The sequence below is a fragment of the Mycobacterium sp. MAA66 genome (genome assembly GCF_041261665.1).
Lineage (GTDB): Bacteria > Actinomycetota > Actinomycetes > Mycobacteriales > Mycobacteriaceae > Mycobacterium.
This window is the reverse complement of the sequence record NZ_JBGCCC010000002.1, coordinates 407,555-424,202: the sequence shown is the minus strand read 5'-3', so window position 1 is coordinate 424,202 and position 16,648 is coordinate 407,555. Positions and strand designations below refer to the sequence as shown.

At 65.8% G+C, this 16,648-nt stretch carries 17 protein-coding genes; 14 read left to right on the top strand and 3 right to left on the bottom strand.

Annotation, left to right across the window (positions count from 1 at the left end; translation table 11 throughout):
* The first annotated feature begins 29 nt into the window (after positions 1 to 29).
* The 7 genes from mftB to ABIA30_RS08545 all read left to right on the top strand — a co-directional run bounded on the left by mftB (position 30) and on the right by ABIA30_RS08545 (position 7,226).
* A complete protein-coding gene (gene mftB / locus ABIA30_RS08575; RefSeq protein ID WP_370065456.1) occupies positions 30 to 347 on the top strand; it encodes a mycofactocin biosynthesis chaperone MftB in 318 nt (105 codons plus the stop codon).
* Entirely contained in the window at positions 344 to 1,564 is a 1,221-nt protein-coding gene (gene mftC / locus ABIA30_RS08570) for a mycofactocin radical SAM maturase (RefSeq protein WP_370064129.1), read from the top strand. Before mftB ends, mftC begins: the two co-directional genes overlap by 4 nt.
* Positions 1,565 to 1,567: 3 nt before the next feature.
* The gene (mftD, locus tag ABIA30_RS08565; protein ID WP_370064127.1) at positions 1,568 to 2,752 is read left to right on the top strand and encodes a pre-mycofactocin synthase MftD; all 1,185 of its coding nucleotides are present in this window, start codon (positions 1,568 to 1,570) and stop codon (positions 2,750 to 2,752) included.
* A gap of 134 nt (positions 2,753 to 2,886) precedes the next feature.
* Positions 2,887 to 3,618: a mycofactocin biosynthesis peptidyl-dipeptidase MftE gene (gene mftE, locus ABIA30_RS08560; RefSeq protein ID WP_370064125.1), complete on the top strand. Its 732-nt coding sequence runs from the start codon at positions 2,887 to 2,889 to the stop codon at positions 3,616 to 3,618.
* 13 nt (positions 3,619 to 3,631) lie between these two features.
* A complete protein-coding gene (gene mftF / locus ABIA30_RS08555; RefSeq protein ID WP_370064123.1) occupies positions 3,632 to 5,047 on the top strand; it encodes a mycofactocin biosynthesis glycosyltransferase MftF in 1,416 nt (471 codons plus the stop codon).
* A gap of 4 nt (positions 5,048 to 5,051) precedes the next feature.
* Complete coding sequence (gene mftG / locus ABIA30_RS08550; RefSeq protein WP_370064121.1) at positions 5,052 to 6,446, top strand: mycofactocin system GMC family oxidoreductase MftG; 1,395 nt, start codon at positions 5,052 to 5,054, stop codon at positions 6,444 to 6,446.
* Positions 6,447 to 6,584: 138 nt separating this feature from the next.
* The gene (locus ABIA30_RS08545) at positions 6,585 to 7,226 is read left to right on the top strand and encodes a TetR/AcrR family transcriptional regulator (RefSeq protein ID WP_370064119.1); all 642 of its coding nucleotides are present in this window, start codon (positions 6,585 to 6,587) and stop codon (positions 7,224 to 7,226) included.
* On the opposite strand, the gene ABIA30_RS08540 is transcribed toward ABIA30_RS08545, so the two are convergent.
* On the bottom strand, positions 7,192 to 8,442 hold the full coding sequence (locus ABIA30_RS08540) for a cytochrome P450 (RefSeq protein WP_370064117.1): 1,251 nt from the start codon (positions 8,440 to 8,442) through the stop codon (positions 7,192 to 7,194). The two genes, ABIA30_RS08545 and ABIA30_RS08540, sit on opposite strands and share 35 nt — an antisense overlap.
* 99 nt (positions 8,443 to 8,541) lie before the next feature.
* On the opposite strand from ABIA30_RS08540, the gene ABIA30_RS08535 reads away from it, so the two are divergent.
* From ABIA30_RS08535 to ABIA30_RS08525, 3 genes are all read left to right on the top strand, one after another.
* Positions 8,542 to 10,167 (top strand): carboxylesterase/lipase family protein, encoded by a 1,626-nt coding sequence (locus tag ABIA30_RS08535; RefSeq protein WP_370064115.1) that lies wholly within the window; start codon positions 8,542 to 8,544, stop codon positions 10,165 to 10,167.
* Between the two features lie 87 nt (positions 10,168 to 10,254).
* On the top strand, positions 10,255 to 10,650 hold the full coding sequence (locus ABIA30_RS08530) for a nuclear transport factor 2 family protein (protein ID WP_370064113.1): 396 nt from the start codon (positions 10,255 to 10,257) through the stop codon (positions 10,648 to 10,650).
* A 577-nt stretch (positions 10,651 to 11,227) separates the two neighbouring features.
* Positions 11,228 to 11,713: a MarR family winged helix-turn-helix transcriptional regulator gene (locus tag ABIA30_RS08525; RefSeq protein ID WP_370064111.1), complete on the top strand. Its 486-nt coding sequence runs from the start codon at positions 11,228 to 11,230 to the stop codon at positions 11,711 to 11,713.
* A gap of 232 nt (positions 11,714 to 11,945) precedes the next feature.
* Here the strand turns inward: ABIA30_RS08525 and ABIA30_RS08520 are convergent, their stop codons facing one another.
* The gene (locus ABIA30_RS08520) at positions 11,946 to 13,259 is read right to left on the bottom strand and encodes a hypothetical protein (protein ID WP_370064109.1); all 1,314 of its coding nucleotides are present in this window, start codon (positions 13,257 to 13,259) and stop codon (positions 11,946 to 11,948) included.
* A gap of 560 nt (positions 13,260 to 13,819) precedes the next feature.
* Entirely contained in the window at positions 13,820 to 14,293 is a 474-nt protein-coding gene (locus tag ABIA30_RS08515; protein ID WP_370064107.1) for a hotdog fold domain-containing protein, read from the bottom strand.
* A gap of 420 nt (positions 14,294 to 14,713) precedes the next feature.
* On the opposite strand from ABIA30_RS08515, the gene rpsJ reads away from it, so the two are divergent.
* From rpsJ to rplW, 4 genes are read left to right on the top strand one after another with little or no spacing between them, the layout of a single operon-like run.
* Entirely contained in the window at positions 14,714 to 15,019 is a 306-nt protein-coding gene (gene rpsJ / locus ABIA30_RS08510) for a 30S ribosomal protein S10 (RefSeq protein ID WP_003883485.1), read from the top strand.
* A gap of 13 nt (positions 15,020 to 15,032) precedes the next feature.
* A complete protein-coding gene (rplC, locus tag ABIA30_RS08505; protein ID WP_370064104.1) occupies positions 15,033 to 15,686 on the top strand; it encodes a 50S ribosomal protein L3 in 654 nt (217 codons plus the stop codon).
* A complete protein-coding gene (rplD, locus tag ABIA30_RS08500) occupies positions 15,686 to 16,333 on the top strand; it encodes a 50S ribosomal protein L4 (RefSeq protein WP_370064102.1) in 648 nt (215 codons plus the stop codon). The genes rplC and rplD overlap by 1 nt, the downstream gene beginning before the upstream one ends.
* The gene (gene rplW / locus ABIA30_RS08495; RefSeq protein WP_370064100.1) at positions 16,333 to 16,635 is read left to right on the top strand and encodes a 50S ribosomal protein L23; all 303 of its coding nucleotides are present in this window, start codon (positions 16,333 to 16,335) and stop codon (positions 16,633 to 16,635) included. The genes rplD and rplW overlap by 1 nt, the downstream gene beginning before the upstream one ends.
* Positions 16,636 to 16,648: the final 13 nt, after the last annotated feature.

Here is a 16,648-nt window from a genome sequence, read left to right as displayed (position 1 = left end):
AATTGCCGGCCCCGCCGGCGGTGGCCGAATTGCCGGCCCCGCCGGCGTCGGCCTTCGATCCTGACCGCGGCTGGCAGCTGCACCCGCAGGTCGCCGTGCGCCCCGAACCATTCGGGGCGCTGCTGTATCACTTTGGTACCCGCAAACTTTCGTTCCTGAAGAACCGGACCATCGTCGAGGTGGTCAACTCGTTGGCCGACCATCCGGACGTCCGCAGTGCCTGCCGCGCCGCGGGCATCGACGACGATCAGCAGGCGCCGTATCTGCACGCATTCGGCGTGCTGGTCGGATCCAAGATGCTGATACCGACGGTCCCGAACAGCCCGGAAGGATCCACCGCCCCATGACCACGACGGCACCCGTTCCCCGGTTGATCGAGCAGTTCGAGCTCGGCCTCGACGCCCCGATCTGCCTCACCTGGGAGCTGACCTACGCCTGCAACCTGTCCTGCGTGCACTGCCTGTCCTCGTCGGGCAAGCGGGACCCGCGCGAGCTGAGCACCCGGCAATGCAAGGACATCATCGACGAGCTCGAGCGGATGCAGGTGTTCTACGTGAACATCGGCGGCGGCGAACCGACTGTGCGGTCGGACTTCTGGGAGCTCGTCGACTACGCCACCGAGCATCACGTCGGAGTCAAGTTCTCCACCAATGGCGTTCGCATCAACGAAGAGGTCGCCGCGAAGCTGGCCGCCAGTGACTATGTGGACGTTCAGATTTCGCTCGACGGCGCCACCGCGGAGATCAACGACGCGGTACGTGGCCCGGGCTCGTTCGCCATGGCGATCCGAGCCCTGGAGAACCTGTCCGCGGCCGGCTTCAAGGATGCCAAGATCTCGGTGGTCGTCACCCGGCAGAACGTCGATCAGCTGGACGACTTCAAAGCGCTCGCCGACCGGTACGGCGCCACGCTGCGGATCACCCGGCTCCGTCCGTCCGGCCGCGGCGCCGATGTCTGGGACGAGCTGCATCCCACCGCCGAGCAGCAGCGCCAGCTGTACGACTGGCTGGTCGCCCACGGCGAGGGTGTGCTGACCGGTGACTCGTTCTTTCACCTGTCGGGACTCGGTGAGCCCGGTGCACTGGCGGGCCTGAACCTCTGTGGTGCCGGCCGGGTGGTGTGCCTGATCGACCCGGTGGGTGACGTGTACGCCTGCCCCTTCGCTATCCACGAGCGATTCCTGGCTGGGAACATCCTGAAAGACACCGGTTTTGGAGCTGGCTTCCAGAACGTCTGGCAGAACGCTCCGCTGTTCCGTGAACTGCGCGAGCCGCAGTCGGCCGGTGCCTGCGGCAGCTGCGGGCATTACGACAGCTGCCGCGGCGGCTGCATGGCCGCCAAGTTCTTCACGGGCCTGCCGATGGACGGTCCGGACCCCGAGTGCGTGCAGGGCTACGGTGAACCCGCGCTGGCGGCCGACCGGGACAAGCCCAAGTCGCACATCGACCATTCTCGCGGTGCCGGTGATCCGTCCCGGCGCTCCGCCAGGGCGCCGATCCCACTCAAACTTCTGGCCATGCCGGCCAAGGCTCCCCAGAAATTCTGTAACGAAAGTCCCGTGTAACTCATGGCCCGTGATACCTGGTTCGAGACCGTCGCGATCGCGCAGCAACGCGCCAAGAAGCGGCTGCCCAAGTCCGCCTACTCCTCGCTGATCTCCGCGAGCGAAAAAGGTCTGACCGTCGCCGACAACGTCGAGGCGTTCGGTGAGCTGGGCTTCGCGCCGCACGTCATCGGCGCGCTGGACAAGCGCGAGATGTCGACAACCGTTATGGGGCAGGACATTTCGCTGCCGGTGCTGATCTCGCCGACCGGTGTGCAGGCCGTGCACCCCGACGGCGAGGTGGCCGTGGCACGCGCGGCCGCCGCCCGCGGCACCGCGATGGGCTTGTCCTCGTTCGCGAGCAAGCCCGTCGAAGAGGTCGTGGCGGCGAACCCCAAGACGTTCTTCCAGATCTACTGGCTGGGTGACCGCGACGCGATCGCGGCGCGGGCTGAACGGGCCCGCGCCGCCGGTGCGGTGGGGCTGATCGTGACCACTGACTGGAGCTTCTCGCACGGCCGCGACTGGGGTAGCCCCAAGATCCCGGAGAAGATGGATCTGGCGACCATCATCAAGATGAGTCCCGAGGTCATGACCAAGCCACGCTGGTTCTTCCAGTGGGCCAAGACCATGCGCCCGCCGGCCCTGTCGGTACCCAACCAGGCCGGCAAGGGTGAGGCCGGTCCGCCGTTCTTCCAGGCCTACGGCGAGTGGATGGGGACGCCCGCGCCCACCTGGGAAGACATCGCCTGGCTGCGGGAACTGTGGGGTGGGCCGTTCATGCTCAAGGGCATCGTTCGGGTCGACGACGCCAAACGTGCTGTGGATGCTGGTGTTTCGGCCATCTCGGTGTCCAACCACGGCGGCAACAACCTGGACAGCACCCCGGCCTCGATTCGTTGTCTACCGGCGGTCGCGGACGCGGTCGGCGAGCAGGTCGAGGTGCTGCTGGACGGCGGCATCCGGCGTGGCAGTGACGTGGTCAAGGCGCTGGCGCTGGGCGCCCGCGCGGTGATGATCGGCCGGGCTTACCTGTGGGGCCTGGCAGCCGAGGGCCAGGCCGGCGTGGAGAACGTGCTCGACATCATGCACGGCGGCATCGACTCGGCGCTGCGCGGTCTGGGCAAGGCCTCGATCCACGATCTCGGTCCCGACGACATTCTGATCCCGGAGGGCTTCACCCGGACGCTCGGTGTGCCGCGGGTCTGAGTGAATCGATGGTCGGCGCTGATACGGGCGTGGCAGGCGGGGCTGACGTTGCCGTTCAGCCCGGCGATGGACGTGACAACAATTGACGCCGTAGACAAATTTTGGCCTAAACCGCAACATTTGGCGCACACCAGGTGAATTCGGCCTACCATCGGCAGGTGGCTTTCCCAAGCGAGCTCGGGAACTCGACGTCGAGGCAGCTACACGAATTGTCGCCTTCGTTGATCGTCCCGTTAGGTTCCACCGAGCAGCACGGGCCCCACCTGCCGCTCGACACCGACACCCGGATTGCCGGTGCGGTGGCCTCGGCCGTGGCCGAGTGCCTTGCCGGTGAGTGGTTGCTGGCCCCTGCCATCAGCTATGGCGCCAGCGGTGAACATGAGGGCTTCCCCGGGACCATCTCGATCGGCCAGGCCGCATTGGAACTTTTGCTGGTCGAGTATGGCCGCTCGGCGTGCAATTGGGCGTCCCGGCTGGTGTTCGTCAACGGCCACGGCGGCAATATCGGGGCACTGACCAGGGCGGTGACCTTGTTACGTGCCGAGGGTCGCGACGCCGGCTGGTGCCCCTGCGCGGTGCCCGGTGCCGACGCTCACGCCGGCCATACCGAAACGTCTGTACTGCTACACCTTTCACCCGGCGACGTGTGGGTCGACGAGACCGTGGCCGGCAACAGTGCGCCCTTGCCCGAGCTGATGCCCGCATTGCGCAGCGGAGGTGTGGCGGCGGTGAGCCCGGTCGGGGTTCTCGGTGACCCCACCACCGCGACGGCGGCCGAGGGACGGCGTATCTTCGCAGAAATGGTTGGTAGCTGTGTGCGGCGCATCGGCGCATGGGAGCCCGACCCGCGGGGGATGCTCAGGTGAGAAAGTCGCGACTGTGACCGGGCCCCGACTGCCCGACGGGTTTGCCGTGCAGGTCGATCGCCGAGTCAAGGTACTCGGCGAGGGGGCCGCGCTGCTCGGTGGTTCACCGACCCGGCTGCTCAAGCTCGCTCCGGCGGCCCGGACCATGCTCGAGGGCGGACGCCTCGAGGTTCATGACGCCCAGAGCGCCCAGCTGGCGCGGACCCTGCTCGATGCGACGGTGGCGCACCCGCGGCCGGCGACCGGCCCGTCGTATCTCGACGTCACGATCGTTATCCCGGTGCGCGACAACGCAATCGGCGTGGTCCGTCTGGTTCGGACGCTGCGCGGCGGCATGCGCGTGGTGGTGGTGGACGACGGTTCGGCGGTGCCGTTGCAGTCCGCCGACTTCGGGGACGTGCTGTGCGACATCCGGGTGCTGCGCCACGATGTCAGCCGTGGGCCTGCCGCGGCCCGTAATACCGGCCTGGCGGCCTGTCAGACCGATTTCGTGGCGTTCCTGGACTCCGACGTCGTTCCGCGCCGGGGATGGCTGGAGGCGCTGCTAGGGCACTTCTGTGATCCGGCGGTGGCGCTGGTCGCGCCCCGGATCGTCGGGTTGCGCGAACCACGCAACATGATCGCCCGCTACGAGGCCGTGCGGTCCTCGTTGGACCTGGGTATCCGGGAGGCCCCGGTGGTGCCGTACGGCTCGGTGGCATACGTGCCGAGCGCGGCCATCGTGTGCCGGCGCTCGATGCTCGATGACATGGGCGGCTTCGACGAGACGCTGCGCTCCGGCGAAGACGTCGATCTCTGCTGGCGATTGATCGAGGCCGGTGCCCGGCTGCGCTACGAGCCCATCGCGATGGTGGCCCACGACCACCGCACGGAGTTGCGAGAGTGGTTCACGCGCAAGGCTTTCTACGGATCCTCCGCGGCGCCGTTGTCCATCCGGCATCCGGGCAAGACCGCGCCGTTGGTGATCTCCGGCTGGACGCTGGTGGTGTGGGTGCTGCTCGCGATGGGTTCCGGCGTCGGCTATCTGGCGTCGACCATCGCGGCGGCGATCACCGGCCGGCGAATCGCCAGCTCGCTCAGTTCGGTGGATACCGAACCCCGCGAGGTGGTGGCGGTGGCCGCGCGGGGACTGGGTGCCGCGGCTCTGCAACTGGCCGCCGCGCTGACGCGGCACTACTGGCCGGCCGCACTGGTGCTGGCGGTGCTGTTCCGGCGCTGGCGTCACGTCGTGCTGGTGGCGGCCGTCGTCGACGGTGTGGTCGACTGGGTCCGGCGCAATCATCCCATCGAGGACGACGGACAACGCGTCGGCCTGCTGGCCTACCTGCTGCTCAAACGGCTCGACGACATCGCATACGGGTTGGGTCTGTGGACCGGCGTGGTCCGGGAGCGCCACCTGGGCGCCCTCAAGCCGCAGATCCGGACCTGAGCCATTGCACAGTGATGTGCTGATAGTCGGTGCCGGAAGCGCCGGTTGTGTTCTCGCCGAGCGTCTTTCCGTCGATCCGAGCTGCCGGGTAACCGTTGTGGAGAGTGGCGGCGGGGCCGCGGCGACCGGTGGCTGGGTGTTGCCGATCGGTCCGGACAGTGCCGTGGCGGACCATTACCGCAGCGCCCTGACGACTACCCCGCGGCGTCCGGCCGAGCTGGTCCGGGGCCGGGTGGTCGGTGGCTCGGGCGCGGTCAACGGCGGGTATTTCTGCTGGGCGACCCCCGATGATTTCGACCGCTGGGCGCTTCCCGGCTGGGGCTGGGACGACGTGTTCCCGCACTATCGGGCCATCGAATCCGATTGCGATTTCGGCGGTTCCGGTCACGGCGACGCCGGGCCCATCCCGGTGCGGCGGACCCGCGACTTCGCCGCAGCCTCACGGGCCTTCATCGACGGCGCCGCCGCCCACAGCGAGTGGCTGGACGACGTGAACGGCGGGACGCCGTCGCGACCCGGGCTGGGGGCGATCCCGCTGAATGTGGGTGCGGACGGGTTGCGCTGCGGTCCGGGTCAGGCATTTCTGCTTCCGGCCCTGGGCCGGGGCAATCTGACCGTACTGACGGACACCCAGGTGCGCACGATCGGCTTCCGGGGTGGTCGCGCGGTCGCGGCCCGATGTGTCGGGCCCGACGGGCCCCTGGAGTTGACCGCTGATCGTATTGTGTTGTCCGCCGGTGCAATTGATTCGGCTCATTTGCTGTTGCGCTCGGGAATCGGACCGGCCGACGAGCTGGCCGGCTGCGGTGTGCCCGTGGTGGCCGACCTGCCGGTGGGGCGCTGGTGCGCGGATCATCCCGAATGGCTGGTGCCTGTCGCGTGGGCCGCGAGCGCGGACCGTCCTCCGATCGAGGTGGCGCTGAGCACCGGCAGCGTAGAGATCCGGCCCTACACCGTCGGCTTCGGCGCGATGACGGGAACCTCGTGGGCGCTCGACCCTGTGCACATCGGAATCTCGCTGATGCGTCCCGGCGGGCGCGGCCGGGTCAGGCTGGTCTCGGCCGACCCGGATATCCCACCGGTGATCGAGCACCGCTATGACAGCGTCGCATCCGACCTCGCCGAACTGCGTACCGGTCATCAGCTGGTGCGTGAATTGTTCACTGCCGCAATGTTGGTCGACGAGCCGATCTGGTCGACCGCGCAGCACTTGTGTGCCACCGCGCCGATGGGCCGCGACGACGACGAGCGGGCGGTGCTCGACGAGCGGTGCCGGGTGCGCGGGGTGGACGGCCTACAGGTGGTGGACGGCTCGGCGCTGCCACAGATCACCGGCCGGGGCCCGCACGCCACGATCGTCATGCTGGCGCACCGGGCCGCCGAATTCGTCCACGGCTGAGCAATCTCCGACTCAGCGGGAGGTCGACCGGTGGATCCGGTGATCTGCTGACACTGTGTTCGGCTGGGTAGCCTGAAATGGCAGGTCATCCAGTCTCACAAAACGAGGCTTGTCACCAGTCCGTCAGGAGTTTGCCCAATGTCCGGGGAACGCTGTGACCCTAGGCCGGCCCGGTCGCGCGCTCGCTTGCTCGACGCGGCGACCGAATTGCTGCGCTCAGGTGGGCCCGGTGCGGTGACCGTGGACGCTGTGCTCAAGACGGCGAACGTCGCCCGGGCCACCCTGTACCGGCATTATCCAAGTGGAAATGACTTGCTGGCCGCGGCTTTTCATGCGCTGATCCCCTCGGCGCCGGCACCGCCCGAGGATGGGTCGTTTCGTGAGCGATTGCTGGAGTTGACGTATGCGCAGGCCGAGCTGATCGCCGAGGCTCCGGTGAGCCTGGCCGCCATGTCCTGGCTGGCATTGGGCGGCAACTTCGAACATCTGCCGTGGGGTGCTCCGGACACCGAGAGCCCGGAGGTGCGCAGCCTCCGGTTGCGGATGGTCGAGCAGTACGCCGAACCCTTTGCGACGGTGCTGGGCAGCCCCGAGGCGGTCGCTGAACTGGGCGACGTCGACCCGGTTCGTGCGTTCACGCTGCTGCTCGGACCGATCGTGCTGGGCAAGCTGAGCATGCTGCCCGACTTCGATCATCGGGAGATCGCAGGCGTTGCCGCCGCGGGGTTTCTGGCCACCCACGCCGTCAGCGCACGGAATACCGGACCGGCAGGTGCTTGAATCCGCCGACGAACGTCGTCGCGGAAAGCTCTGGGGTTCCTGCTAATTCGATGGAATCCAGCCGCGAGAGCAATTCTGTGAACAGGCTGTTCATCTCCATTCGGGCCAGGGCGGCGCCCAGACAGAAGTGCACGCCGTAGCCGAAGGCCAGGTGTTTGTTCGGGTCGCGGCCGACGTCGAAGCGGAACGGGTCGGTGAAGACCTCCTCGTCCCGGTTGCCCGAAACATATGCCAGATAAACGGATTCACCCTTGGCGATCGGCACTCCGCGGATTTCGGTGTCGGCGGTTGCGGTGCGCATGAACTCCTTGACCGGGGTGGTCCACCGGATCATCTCTTCGATGGCGCTGGACATCAGGGCAGGGTTATCGCGCAGCCGCTGCAGCTCGCCCGGGTTCTGGATCAGGGCGTGCAGTCCACCGGAGATGGCGTCTTTGGTGGTGTCGTGCCCCGCGCTCGCGACGATCACGTAGTACGACGCGGTATCCATGTCATTGAGCGGCTCGCCGTCGAGCCGGCCGTTGGCGATGGCCGACGCGAGGTCTTCGGTGGGGTTGGCCCGCCGCGATGCGGTCAGCGTCGCGAAGTAATTGAAGAAGTCCAGCAGCACCGCGAGCATGTCCTCGGGCTCCTTGCCGCGGGTGTGCTCGTCGTCGTCCCCGCCGAACATCTCCTGGGTGAGCATGTGCATGCGGTCGTAGTCCTCTTCGGGCAGGCCGAGCAGCGACATGATCACGTACAGCGGGAACCGGATGGCGATCTCGTCGACGAAGTCGCACTCCGGACCGACCTCGCGCATCCTGTCGACGTAGCGTTTGGCCAGCTCGTCGACCCGGACCTTCAGGTCGCGCATGGCCTTCGGCCGGAACCAGTCGGCGCCGATGGCACGGACTTTGCGATGGTGCGGGTCATCCATGTGGATCAGGGTGCGTAGGCCGATGCCGGCTTCGACCTGTGCCTTCAGGAGGTCCTCGGCGTCGGCCGGCATCAGCAACGGCCTCGGTTCGCTGATGAACAGCTCGTTGTCCCGCTCGATCGCCATGATGTCGGCGTGCTTGGTGATTGCCCAGAACGGCCGATACGGCGGATTATCCACCCTGGCAACGGGATTGGTGGCTCGCAGATGTGCCAAAGCGCTGTGCAGACGTTGGTCGTCGGCGTATGCGGTCGGGTCGGCGAGGACTTTGGTGGCTTCATCCATGGTGGGGCTGCTCATCTTGGCTCCTGGTGAGGCGGTGACTTGACGGCCGTCAAGTGGAGTGTATGTGAGCTCGTCGGCGGCTCGGGCCCGATTGAGTCAGTAGTCTCGTAGTCCGTGGAGCCCGCTCATCCGGGCCGGTGGATCCGGCGTCTGTTTGCACTGGCTGCTGCCGTGGTACTGGTGGCAGCCTGTGGGCGCGTCGACGTCGCGAGCTCTCCTTCGGTGTCTACTGCCGCGACGACTGATCCGGCCCTGGTCACCACCGCATCGGGTGTGGTGCGCGGCGTACTCGCTCCGGGGCTGCGGTTCTTCGGTGGAATTCCTTATGCTGCACCGCCGACCGGCGCGCTGCGGTTTGCGCCGCCGGCTCCTGCGTTGCCATGGGACGGAGTGCGCGACGCCAGTAAGCCGGGCTCGCGGTGCATGCAGGACCCCCAGGGCGATCTGGAGATGGGGCGTAACTCCAGCGAGGACTGCCTGTTCCTGAACGTCTGGACGCCGCCGGTCAAGCAGTCGGGCGAACGGCGGCCGGTGCTGGTGTGGATTCACGGTGGGGCCTTCATCAACGGCAGCGCCGGTATCTATCACTCCGAGCGGTTGGTCAAACGCGGGGACGTTGTGGTGGTCACGCTGAACTACCGACTTGGCGCGCTCGGTTTCCTGGCGCACCCGGCGCTGGGCAACGGCACCGACGTCGGCAACTACGGGCTGGCCGATCAGCAGGCGGCGCTGCGCTGGGTGCGCGACAACATCGCCGCGTTCGGTGGTGACCCCGACCAGGTGACCGTCGCCGGCGAGTCCGCCGGTGGTATGTCGGTGTGCGATCACCTGGTGGCGCCGGGATCGGTCGGATTGTTCCGCGCCGCGATCATCCAGAGCGGACCGTGCCAGGCGCAGGTCGCTCTGCCCGACGCCGAGCGCTCCAGCCTGGCCTATGCGCGCGGGGTCGGTTGCGGTGATCCGGCCACTGCCGCAACGTGTTTGCGTCGGCTTCCGGTTGACAAATTGCGAAAACCGGTGTGGTACTACCGGATTGGTGAGGACTCGCTGAGCGGTCCGGTGACGGGGACGGCGGCGTTGCCGGTCGACCCGATGCAGGCCATCGCGGCAGGTTCGGCGGCGCAGGTGCCTGTGTTGATCGGTACCAATCATGACGAGTTCACCTTGTTCGTCGGCCTGCAATATCTGAAGTCCGGCAAACGATTCAGTCCCGCTGCCTACCCGCGCCTGCTGTCCGAGACCTTCGGTGCGAATGCCGATGCGGTGGCCGAGCACTATCCGTTGAGCCGATACCGCGGCAGCGCGGCCAGTGCGTACTCGGCGGCCGTGACCGACGGAGCGTTCTCCTGTGTGGGTGACAGCATCGCCGACGCGCTGGCCACCGACGTGCCGGTCTACGCCTACGAGTTCAACGATCCGGCACCGCCGACGCCAGAGCCGTTGCGCCGGTTGCCCTTTCCGCTGGGTGCCAGTCACGCACTCGAATTGCGCTACACCTTCGACATGGGTGGTGCTCCGCCGATGTCACCGGAACAGACCGCGTTGTCCGAGCAGATGATCGACTATTGGACCTCGTTCGTGAAAACCGGCAAGCCCAGTGCACCGGGTGCTCTGGAATGGCCCCAGCTGTCCGGTGGGCCCGACGAAATTCGGTTGTCCTTGCGGCCCGATGGCAGCAGGCTGATGGACGAATTCGACGCCGATCATCAATGCACGTTCTGGCAGAGCCTCAAACCCTGATCCCCGTCGCCGAAACGGACAAACGGGCCGCAGAGTGCGAGAGCACCGGCATGGCGTCGACTTCGGCGAACGACAGAGAGGCGGACCATGACGGCAGCCGACGCCGAGGCCTTTGCACGGCAATGGGTCACGGCCTGGAACGCGCACGACGTCGAGGCGGTGCTCGTGCACTTTCACGACGACGTCGTCTTCAGCTCACCGGTCGCGGCCCGGATCGTGCCGGGCTCCGGGGGAGTGGTTCGGGGCAAGGAAGCACTGCGCGCATATTGGACGGCTGCCCTGGCTGCGCTGCCCGATCTGCATTTCGAGGTGGTCGCGACCTACGTAGGGACGCAGGCCATCGTCATCAATTACCGCAACCACCGTGGCCAACTGGTCAATGAGGTGCTGATCTTCGACGGTGACCTGGTCCGCCAAGGACACGGCACTTACCTGGACGGCGCTGATCGGGCCGGGGTCAGATTCAGCGCACAGGCTGAATGAGTGCAGCGGTGAATGACCCTCGACTGGGCTGAATGACCGGCTCGGTCGAGGGTCATCGCTATTTTCCAGTCACCATCTCGAATGTGGCTGGTCTGTCCCGAATCAGTCATTCCACCTGTCGGCTCCGTTTGTGAATGGGCCTGTGCTTGGCAGGATCATTGACCTCGAGGCAGGTGGCAGTTGCCTATCGAAATAGGCGCGAAAACTCTCCACGGATTTGGGAGAACAACGAAGCGGCCGATGCCAGATACTGTGCGATTCGGCATTCAGTTTTGGCGTAAGCGCTGCAACTGCGCCGCCTATCAACACCAATCACCCGGCTGGCGCGGTTCGCCGCCGAGCACAACTCGTCCGTGGGCCGGCCGCACGGGTGTTGGTACGACGCTGCGGCTGAATCCTTCTGGGCCACATTGAAAGTTGAGTTCTACGACCGGCAGGGTGTTGCCGGCCAAGGCGACAGCAAAGTTCGCCGTCGACAGTTCGAACGAAAGCTTCGATAATCACCGCGGGAGCCACTCGACCATCGGTATGATTCAGGCCCAGTCACGAAGGAAAACCTTGGGGGAGGTTTCGTCCGATGGCAACCGAACTCGCTCGGATCGCCGTAGTCCTGAAAAGAACACTGGAATCCCTTCACGGATCCGTCGATGACTTGGCGCGCGAATTGGTGAGGGTGCTCGGTGTCAATCAGACAGACCGACGCGCCCTGGAACTCATTCTCCTTGCGGGTGAGAAGTTCACGACGCCGGGACTTCTGGCAGACCGGCTCGGTCTCACTGCCGCCGGTACCACGATCGTGCTCAACCGCCTGGAGAAGCTGGGCTACGTCAGTCGAACGCTTCATCCGACCGATCGCCGCCGAGTAATGGTGTTGGCCACGGATCTCGCTGCTCGCCGTATCTCAGAACTCGTCTCCCCGCTGCTGGATCAGGGCGGCAAGATGTTGTTGAGCTACTACAACGCGGCGGAGATCGACCTGATCGTCGGCTTCCTCACCCGTACGGACGAACTACAACAAGCCCATCTGAACCGGATGCGTGAATTGGATCCCTACCCTCAATAAGAGTCATCGCGGTCTCTGTTCACCAGCGGTACTTGCTCGCCGGGTGGGTGAACTTGACCGCGGTGCGCCGCCGAGCGAATTCCCCACAGCCGCCCGGCCCTCGGAGCCCGTCGATCCGTCCAAACCAGGAATCAAGGTTTGGCGGCCGCTCCATGTCTGGCGACCGTTCGAGACGCCGGACGGCAGTGGGCCCCGCTCATGAGTGGGGCCCACTGGTCTTGAAGGGGTGTGACTAAGCGGCGGCGTGGGAAGCGCCGTGTCCGGGTGCACCGCTACCACTGCCGGATGCGCCGTGGCCGCTGGCGGAACCGGTGCTGCCCGAGCCCGTCTCGCTCCCGGTCGATCCGCTCGGCTTCCTGGGCTTGCCAGGCTTGGCCTTTTTCCCGTTGGTCGTGTCGGTGCCACCGTTTGGCGTGGTGGTGCTGCCCGAGGTCGTGCCCGATTCCGGTTTGGTCTCCGGCTTCGTTTCGGGCTTTGCGTCGGTTGCAGTGGGCGCTGTCTCAGGTGCGGTCGCGGCGGGTGCCTGAGCAGCCGGAGCCGTTGCGGCGGGTGCCTGAGCAGCCGGAGCCGTCGCGGCGGGTGCCGAAGCGGCCTTCGCTGCAAGGACCTTCGCCGTCTCGGGCGTTGTCACCTTCTCGGGGGCCAGCGTGGCAGTCGCAACCGACAACGCAGCCGACGGTAGGGCCGACGGGCTGGTGGCGGCCACCTTCAACGCAAGCTGCGTGGGCGCCGGCGGCGCGAGCGCTCGAGCGAACCCCTGGACCGCGTTGATGATTTGTGAAACCAGGCCATAGGGTCCGAGCAGACCGCCACTCCCCGTCGACGGAACGCCGTTCAGGATGGCGCCGACGACTGTCCCGGGAATCGCCACAATGGCGCCGATGACGCCCCGGAGGTCCCCGGCGCGCACTGCGTCGATGATTGCCTGCCCCGACGCGCCGACGGCCGTGACAGACGCGCTGACGATGCCGAGTGCACCGAGGCCCACCCCAAGGATGGACTGCGGCACTGTGGCGAACGCGTTGGCGAGATTCTTCGCCATGGTGACCGGGATCTGCATAAGGGGCAGCAGGGCGAAGGCTGGTTGGACCACCGCATTGATTACGGCCTCGTAGAGGCTCTCCACGCCGTCGGCGAACTGGCCGGCCAGAATCTGTTGGATTCCTTGATGGAGCATCGCCGGAGTGCCGGAGGGGTTGTTGAACGCCATTTGTTGGACGAAAGCCGAGAACGCGCCCTGTAGTGCCGTGATCGTCTGCTGGCCATAGCCGAGCCCGTTGTTGAGCACCTGATGCAAGATTGGCAGGGGATCGCTCAGATAGCTCTGGACGAGCGTGCCGCCGTTGGCGAGGGTGTCCCGGATGATCTGCGCCCACTGCTCGATGGGGTTGGCGGCGGCGGTCAGCGCGACGTGGGTCGAAGACACAGCTCGCGCTTGGAGTTCGGCGATGGCGGGCAACGGCTGGGCGATCGGGGCAAGCGCTATCGCACCCGCACCCGCCAGTGCAATGCCCATGTTGAGACGTGCTCGAACGACAACTTGCATGCCATCTCTCCTTATTGAATTAATTGACGAGGTCGGGACAGCGGGAGGTTACCTCAGCAGAAACTGGGTTCGGGAAGGATTTTCAGATTCGCTGAGTCGCCCTGGACGCTCGCAATTAGAATTGAGATACATTCTTGCTGGTCAGTAATCTGGAAGGCCATTGTCAGCAAATCGATATCCGATGTATCTAATTAAGTGCGTTTAGCTAAATTTGTCTAATTAAATGTATTTAACTAAATGCGATTAGTCGGATGTGCAACAATCGTTCAAGGTACTTGATGCACGCTCTATTTGACTATTTCGATTTGCCATGGGCCGCTCGAGATCCTTTCTTCGGCGCGGCGGTCCGACCAGCATCCGCAAGGCGGGCGAATGCAAGCTCGCCGCGATCGCCACCACGCTCGCGCCCCGGTTGGGCACTGGGCATGGTCTGTTCAGTGATCTTCAAGCCTTCGATGTCGAGCACCGGGACCGCGGCCGCCAACGCGGCCAGACCCCTTCGGGTATCACGGCGTGGTGCCGAACCCGCCGTCACGCACAGCGCGCCGATTTTTCCTGCATCAGGCCGGCGTGACCCAGGTGGTGATGTCGGCGTGCACCACCTCGGTGCCCGAATCGTCGAGTATCGCCACGGACACCACGACGTCGGTGCCCTCGGTCAGGCTGGTGAAGTCCGGCACGTCGAACCGGGCTTGCGCCCGCAGTGACGTGGTGGCCTTGGCCAGGTACTGCACGTTCATCGCCTTCGGGATCCAGCGATGACTGGCGGGCACGGTGGCCTCCATCGCCATCCCCATCGCGACTTCGGCGGCGTTGCACGACGCGATCGCGTGCACGGTGTGCAGATGGTTGTAGACGAAGAACCATTTGGGCACCGTCACCTCGGCGTATCCGGGCTCCATGGTCACGATGTGGGGGAGCACCGAGGCGAAGTAGGGCACTCGCACCATCGCTGCAGCCGAGAACAACAGGCTGCCGCCGGGCCGTCCGGACAGCTGCTTCCAGGCCCGGTAAGTGGGGCTCAGTGATGTCATGCGCTGATCTTACTCAAAAGTAAGTTCGGTACCGTCGCCGAGACCGACCAAATGGCTGCGTGGACTCGCAACAACCGGCCTGTTTGTCCGGTTTGGTGGCGTGGCGAGCGGATTTGGAGAGGGCCCGGATCTAGGGCATACTGTTCGGGTTGCCTTGCGGCGGGTTCGCCTGCTGCGGGCATACGATCGGCGCCCATCACGGGCGCATCCGGTCCAGCCCTCGAATGCGATGGAATTTCCAGCGCAGACGAGTGTGCGCAGAGGCGACACGCCCGAGCGCGGGGGCCGGTGAACCAGAGAAACGTAAAGAGCGGCGGCATAGCCAGCGCGCGTCAACGGGTATCCCGGGGCGTGCGCACGACGACAGAGGTTTTTCGCGCCCAAGGCACGAAAGCCCGTTAGTAGTGAGGTAGGAGAAGCGTGGCGGGACAGAAGATCCGCATCAGGCTCAAGGCCTACGACCACGAGGCCATTGATGCCTCGGCGCGCAAGATCGTTGAGACGGTCACCCGTACGGGCGCGAGCGTGGTCGGCCCGGTGCCGCTGCCGACCGAGAAGAACGTGTACTGCGTTATCCGGTCCCCCCATAAGTACAAGGACTCGCGGGAGCATTTCGAAATGCGCACCCACAAGCGCCTTATCGACATCCTCGACCCGACGCCAAAGACCGTTGACGCCTTGATGCGCATCGATCTGCCGGCGAGCGTCGACGTCAACATCCAGTAGGAGACCCAGAAAAATGGCACGCAAAGGCATTTTGGGCACCAAGCTGGGCATGACGCAGGTGTTCGATGAGAACAACAAAGTCGTCCCGGTCACGGTCGTGAAGGCCGGCCCCAACGTGGTGACCCGCATCCGCACCCCCGAGCGCGACGGCTACAGCGCCGTGCAGCTCGCTTACGGCGAGATCAGCCCGCGGAAGGTGAACAAGCCGGTTACCGGTCAGTTCGCCGCCGCTGGGGTGAACCCGCGTCGGCACCTGGCCGAGCTTCGTCTGGACGACGAGGCTGCGGTCGCCGAGTACGAGGTCGGCCAGGAGCTGACCGCCGAGATCTTCGCCGACGGTGCATACGTCGACGTGACCGGCACCAGCAAGGGCAAGGGCTTCGCCGGCACCATGAAGCGTCACGGCTTCAGCGGTCAGGGCGCGGCTCACGGCGCACAAGCCGTGCACCGCCGTCCGGGCTCGATCGGTGGCTGTGCCACCCCGGGTCGTGTCTTCAAGGGCACCCGGATGTCCGGCCGCATGGGTAGCGATCGCGTCACCACCCAGAACCTGAAGGTTCACAAGGTTGACGCCGAGAACGGTGTGCTGCTCATCAAGGGCGCCGTCCCCGGACGCAACGGTGGACTGGTCGTCGTTCGCACCGCGATCAAACGAGGTGAGAAGTAATGACTCTGAAGATTGACGTCAAGACCCCGGACGGCAAGAAGGACGGCTCGGTCGAGCTGCCCGCCGCGCTGTTCGACGTCGAGCCGAACATCGCACTGATGCACCAGGTAGTCGTGGCCCAGCTGGCCGCCGCCCGCCAGGGCACGCACTCCACCAAGACTCGTGGTGAGGTGTCCGGCGGTGGCAAGAAGCCGTACCGCCAGAAGGGCACCGGCCGCGCCCGTCAGGGTTCGACCCGCGCGCCGCAGTTCGCCGGCGGTGGCGTTGTGCACGGCCCCAAGCCGCGCGACTACAGCCAGCGGACCCCGAAGAAGATGATCGCCGCCGCCCTGCGCAGCGCGTTGTCGGACCGGGCCCGTAACGAGCGCATCCACGCCATCACCGAGTTGGTGGCCGGTCAGACCCCGTCGACCAAGGACGCCAAGTCGTTCCTGTCGTCGCTGACCGAGAACAAGAAGGTCCTCGTGGTCATCGGCCGCGCCGACGAGGTCAGCGCCAAGAGCGTGCGCAACCTGCCGGGCGTGCATGTGATCGCTCCGGACCAGCTCAACACCTACGACGTCCTCAACGCGGACGACCTGGTGTTCAGTGTCGAGGCCCTCAACGCCTACATCGAGGCCAACACGAAAGAGGAGGTGTCGGCCTGATGGCTACCGTGACTGATCCTCGCGACATCATCCTGGCCCCGGTCATCTCGGAGAAGTCCTACGGACTGATCGAGGACAACGTGTACACGTTCGTGGTGCACCCGGATTCGAACAAGACGCAGATCAAGATCGCCATCGAGAAGATCTTCTCCGTCAAGGTCGACTCGGTGAACACCGCCAACCGACAGGGCAAGCGCAAGCGCACCCGCACCGGTTACGGCCAGCGCAAGGGCACCAAGCGCGCGATCGTGACCCTGGCACCGGGCAGCAAGCCGATCGACCTCTTCGGAGCGCCGGCCTGAGCCGGCAGAGAGA

Excerpts from the sequence above, each read along its gene's own strand:
- ABIA30_RS08525 (WP_370064111.1), top strand. The coding sequence starts at position 11,228 with ATGGCAACCGAACTCGCTCGGATCGCCGTAGTCCTGAAAAGAACACTG.
- rplW (WP_370064100.1), top strand. The coding sequence starts at position 16,333 with ATGGCTACCGTGACTGATCCTCGCGACATCATCCTGGCCCCGGTCATC.
- rplC (WP_370064104.1), top strand. The coding sequence starts at position 15,033 with ATGGCACGCAAAGGCATTTTGGGCACCAAGCTGGGCATGACGCAGGTG.
- ABIA30_RS08540 (WP_370064117.1), bottom strand. The coding sequence starts at position 8,442 with ATGAGCAGCCCCACCATGGATGAAGCCACCAAAGTCCTCGCCGACCCG.
- ABIA30_RS08530 (WP_370064113.1), top strand. The coding sequence starts at position 10,255 with ATGACGGCAGCCGACGCCGAGGCCTTTGCACGGCAATGGGTCACGGCC.
- mftD (WP_370064127.1), top strand. The coding sequence starts at position 1,568 with ATGGCCCGTGATACCTGGTTCGAGACCGTCGCGATCGCGCAGCAACGC.
- ABIA30_RS08520 (WP_370064109.1), bottom strand. The coding sequence starts at position 13,259 with ATGCAAGTTGTCGTTCGAGCACGTCTCAACATGGGCATTGCACTGGCG.
- mftC (WP_370064129.1), top strand. The coding sequence starts at position 344 with ATGACCACGACGGCACCCGTTCCCCGGTTGATCGAGCAGTTCGAGCTC.
- ABIA30_RS08545 (WP_370064119.1), top strand. The coding sequence starts at position 6,585 with ATGTCCGGGGAACGCTGTGACCCTAGGCCGGCCCGGTCGCGCGCTCGC.
- rplD (WP_370064102.1), top strand. The coding sequence starts at position 15,686 with ATGACTCTGAAGATTGACGTCAAGACCCCGGACGGCAAGAAGGACGGC.
- ABIA30_RS08515 (WP_370064107.1), bottom strand. The coding sequence starts at position 14,293 with ATGACATCACTGAGCCCCACTTACCGGGCCTGGAAGCAGCTGTCCGGA.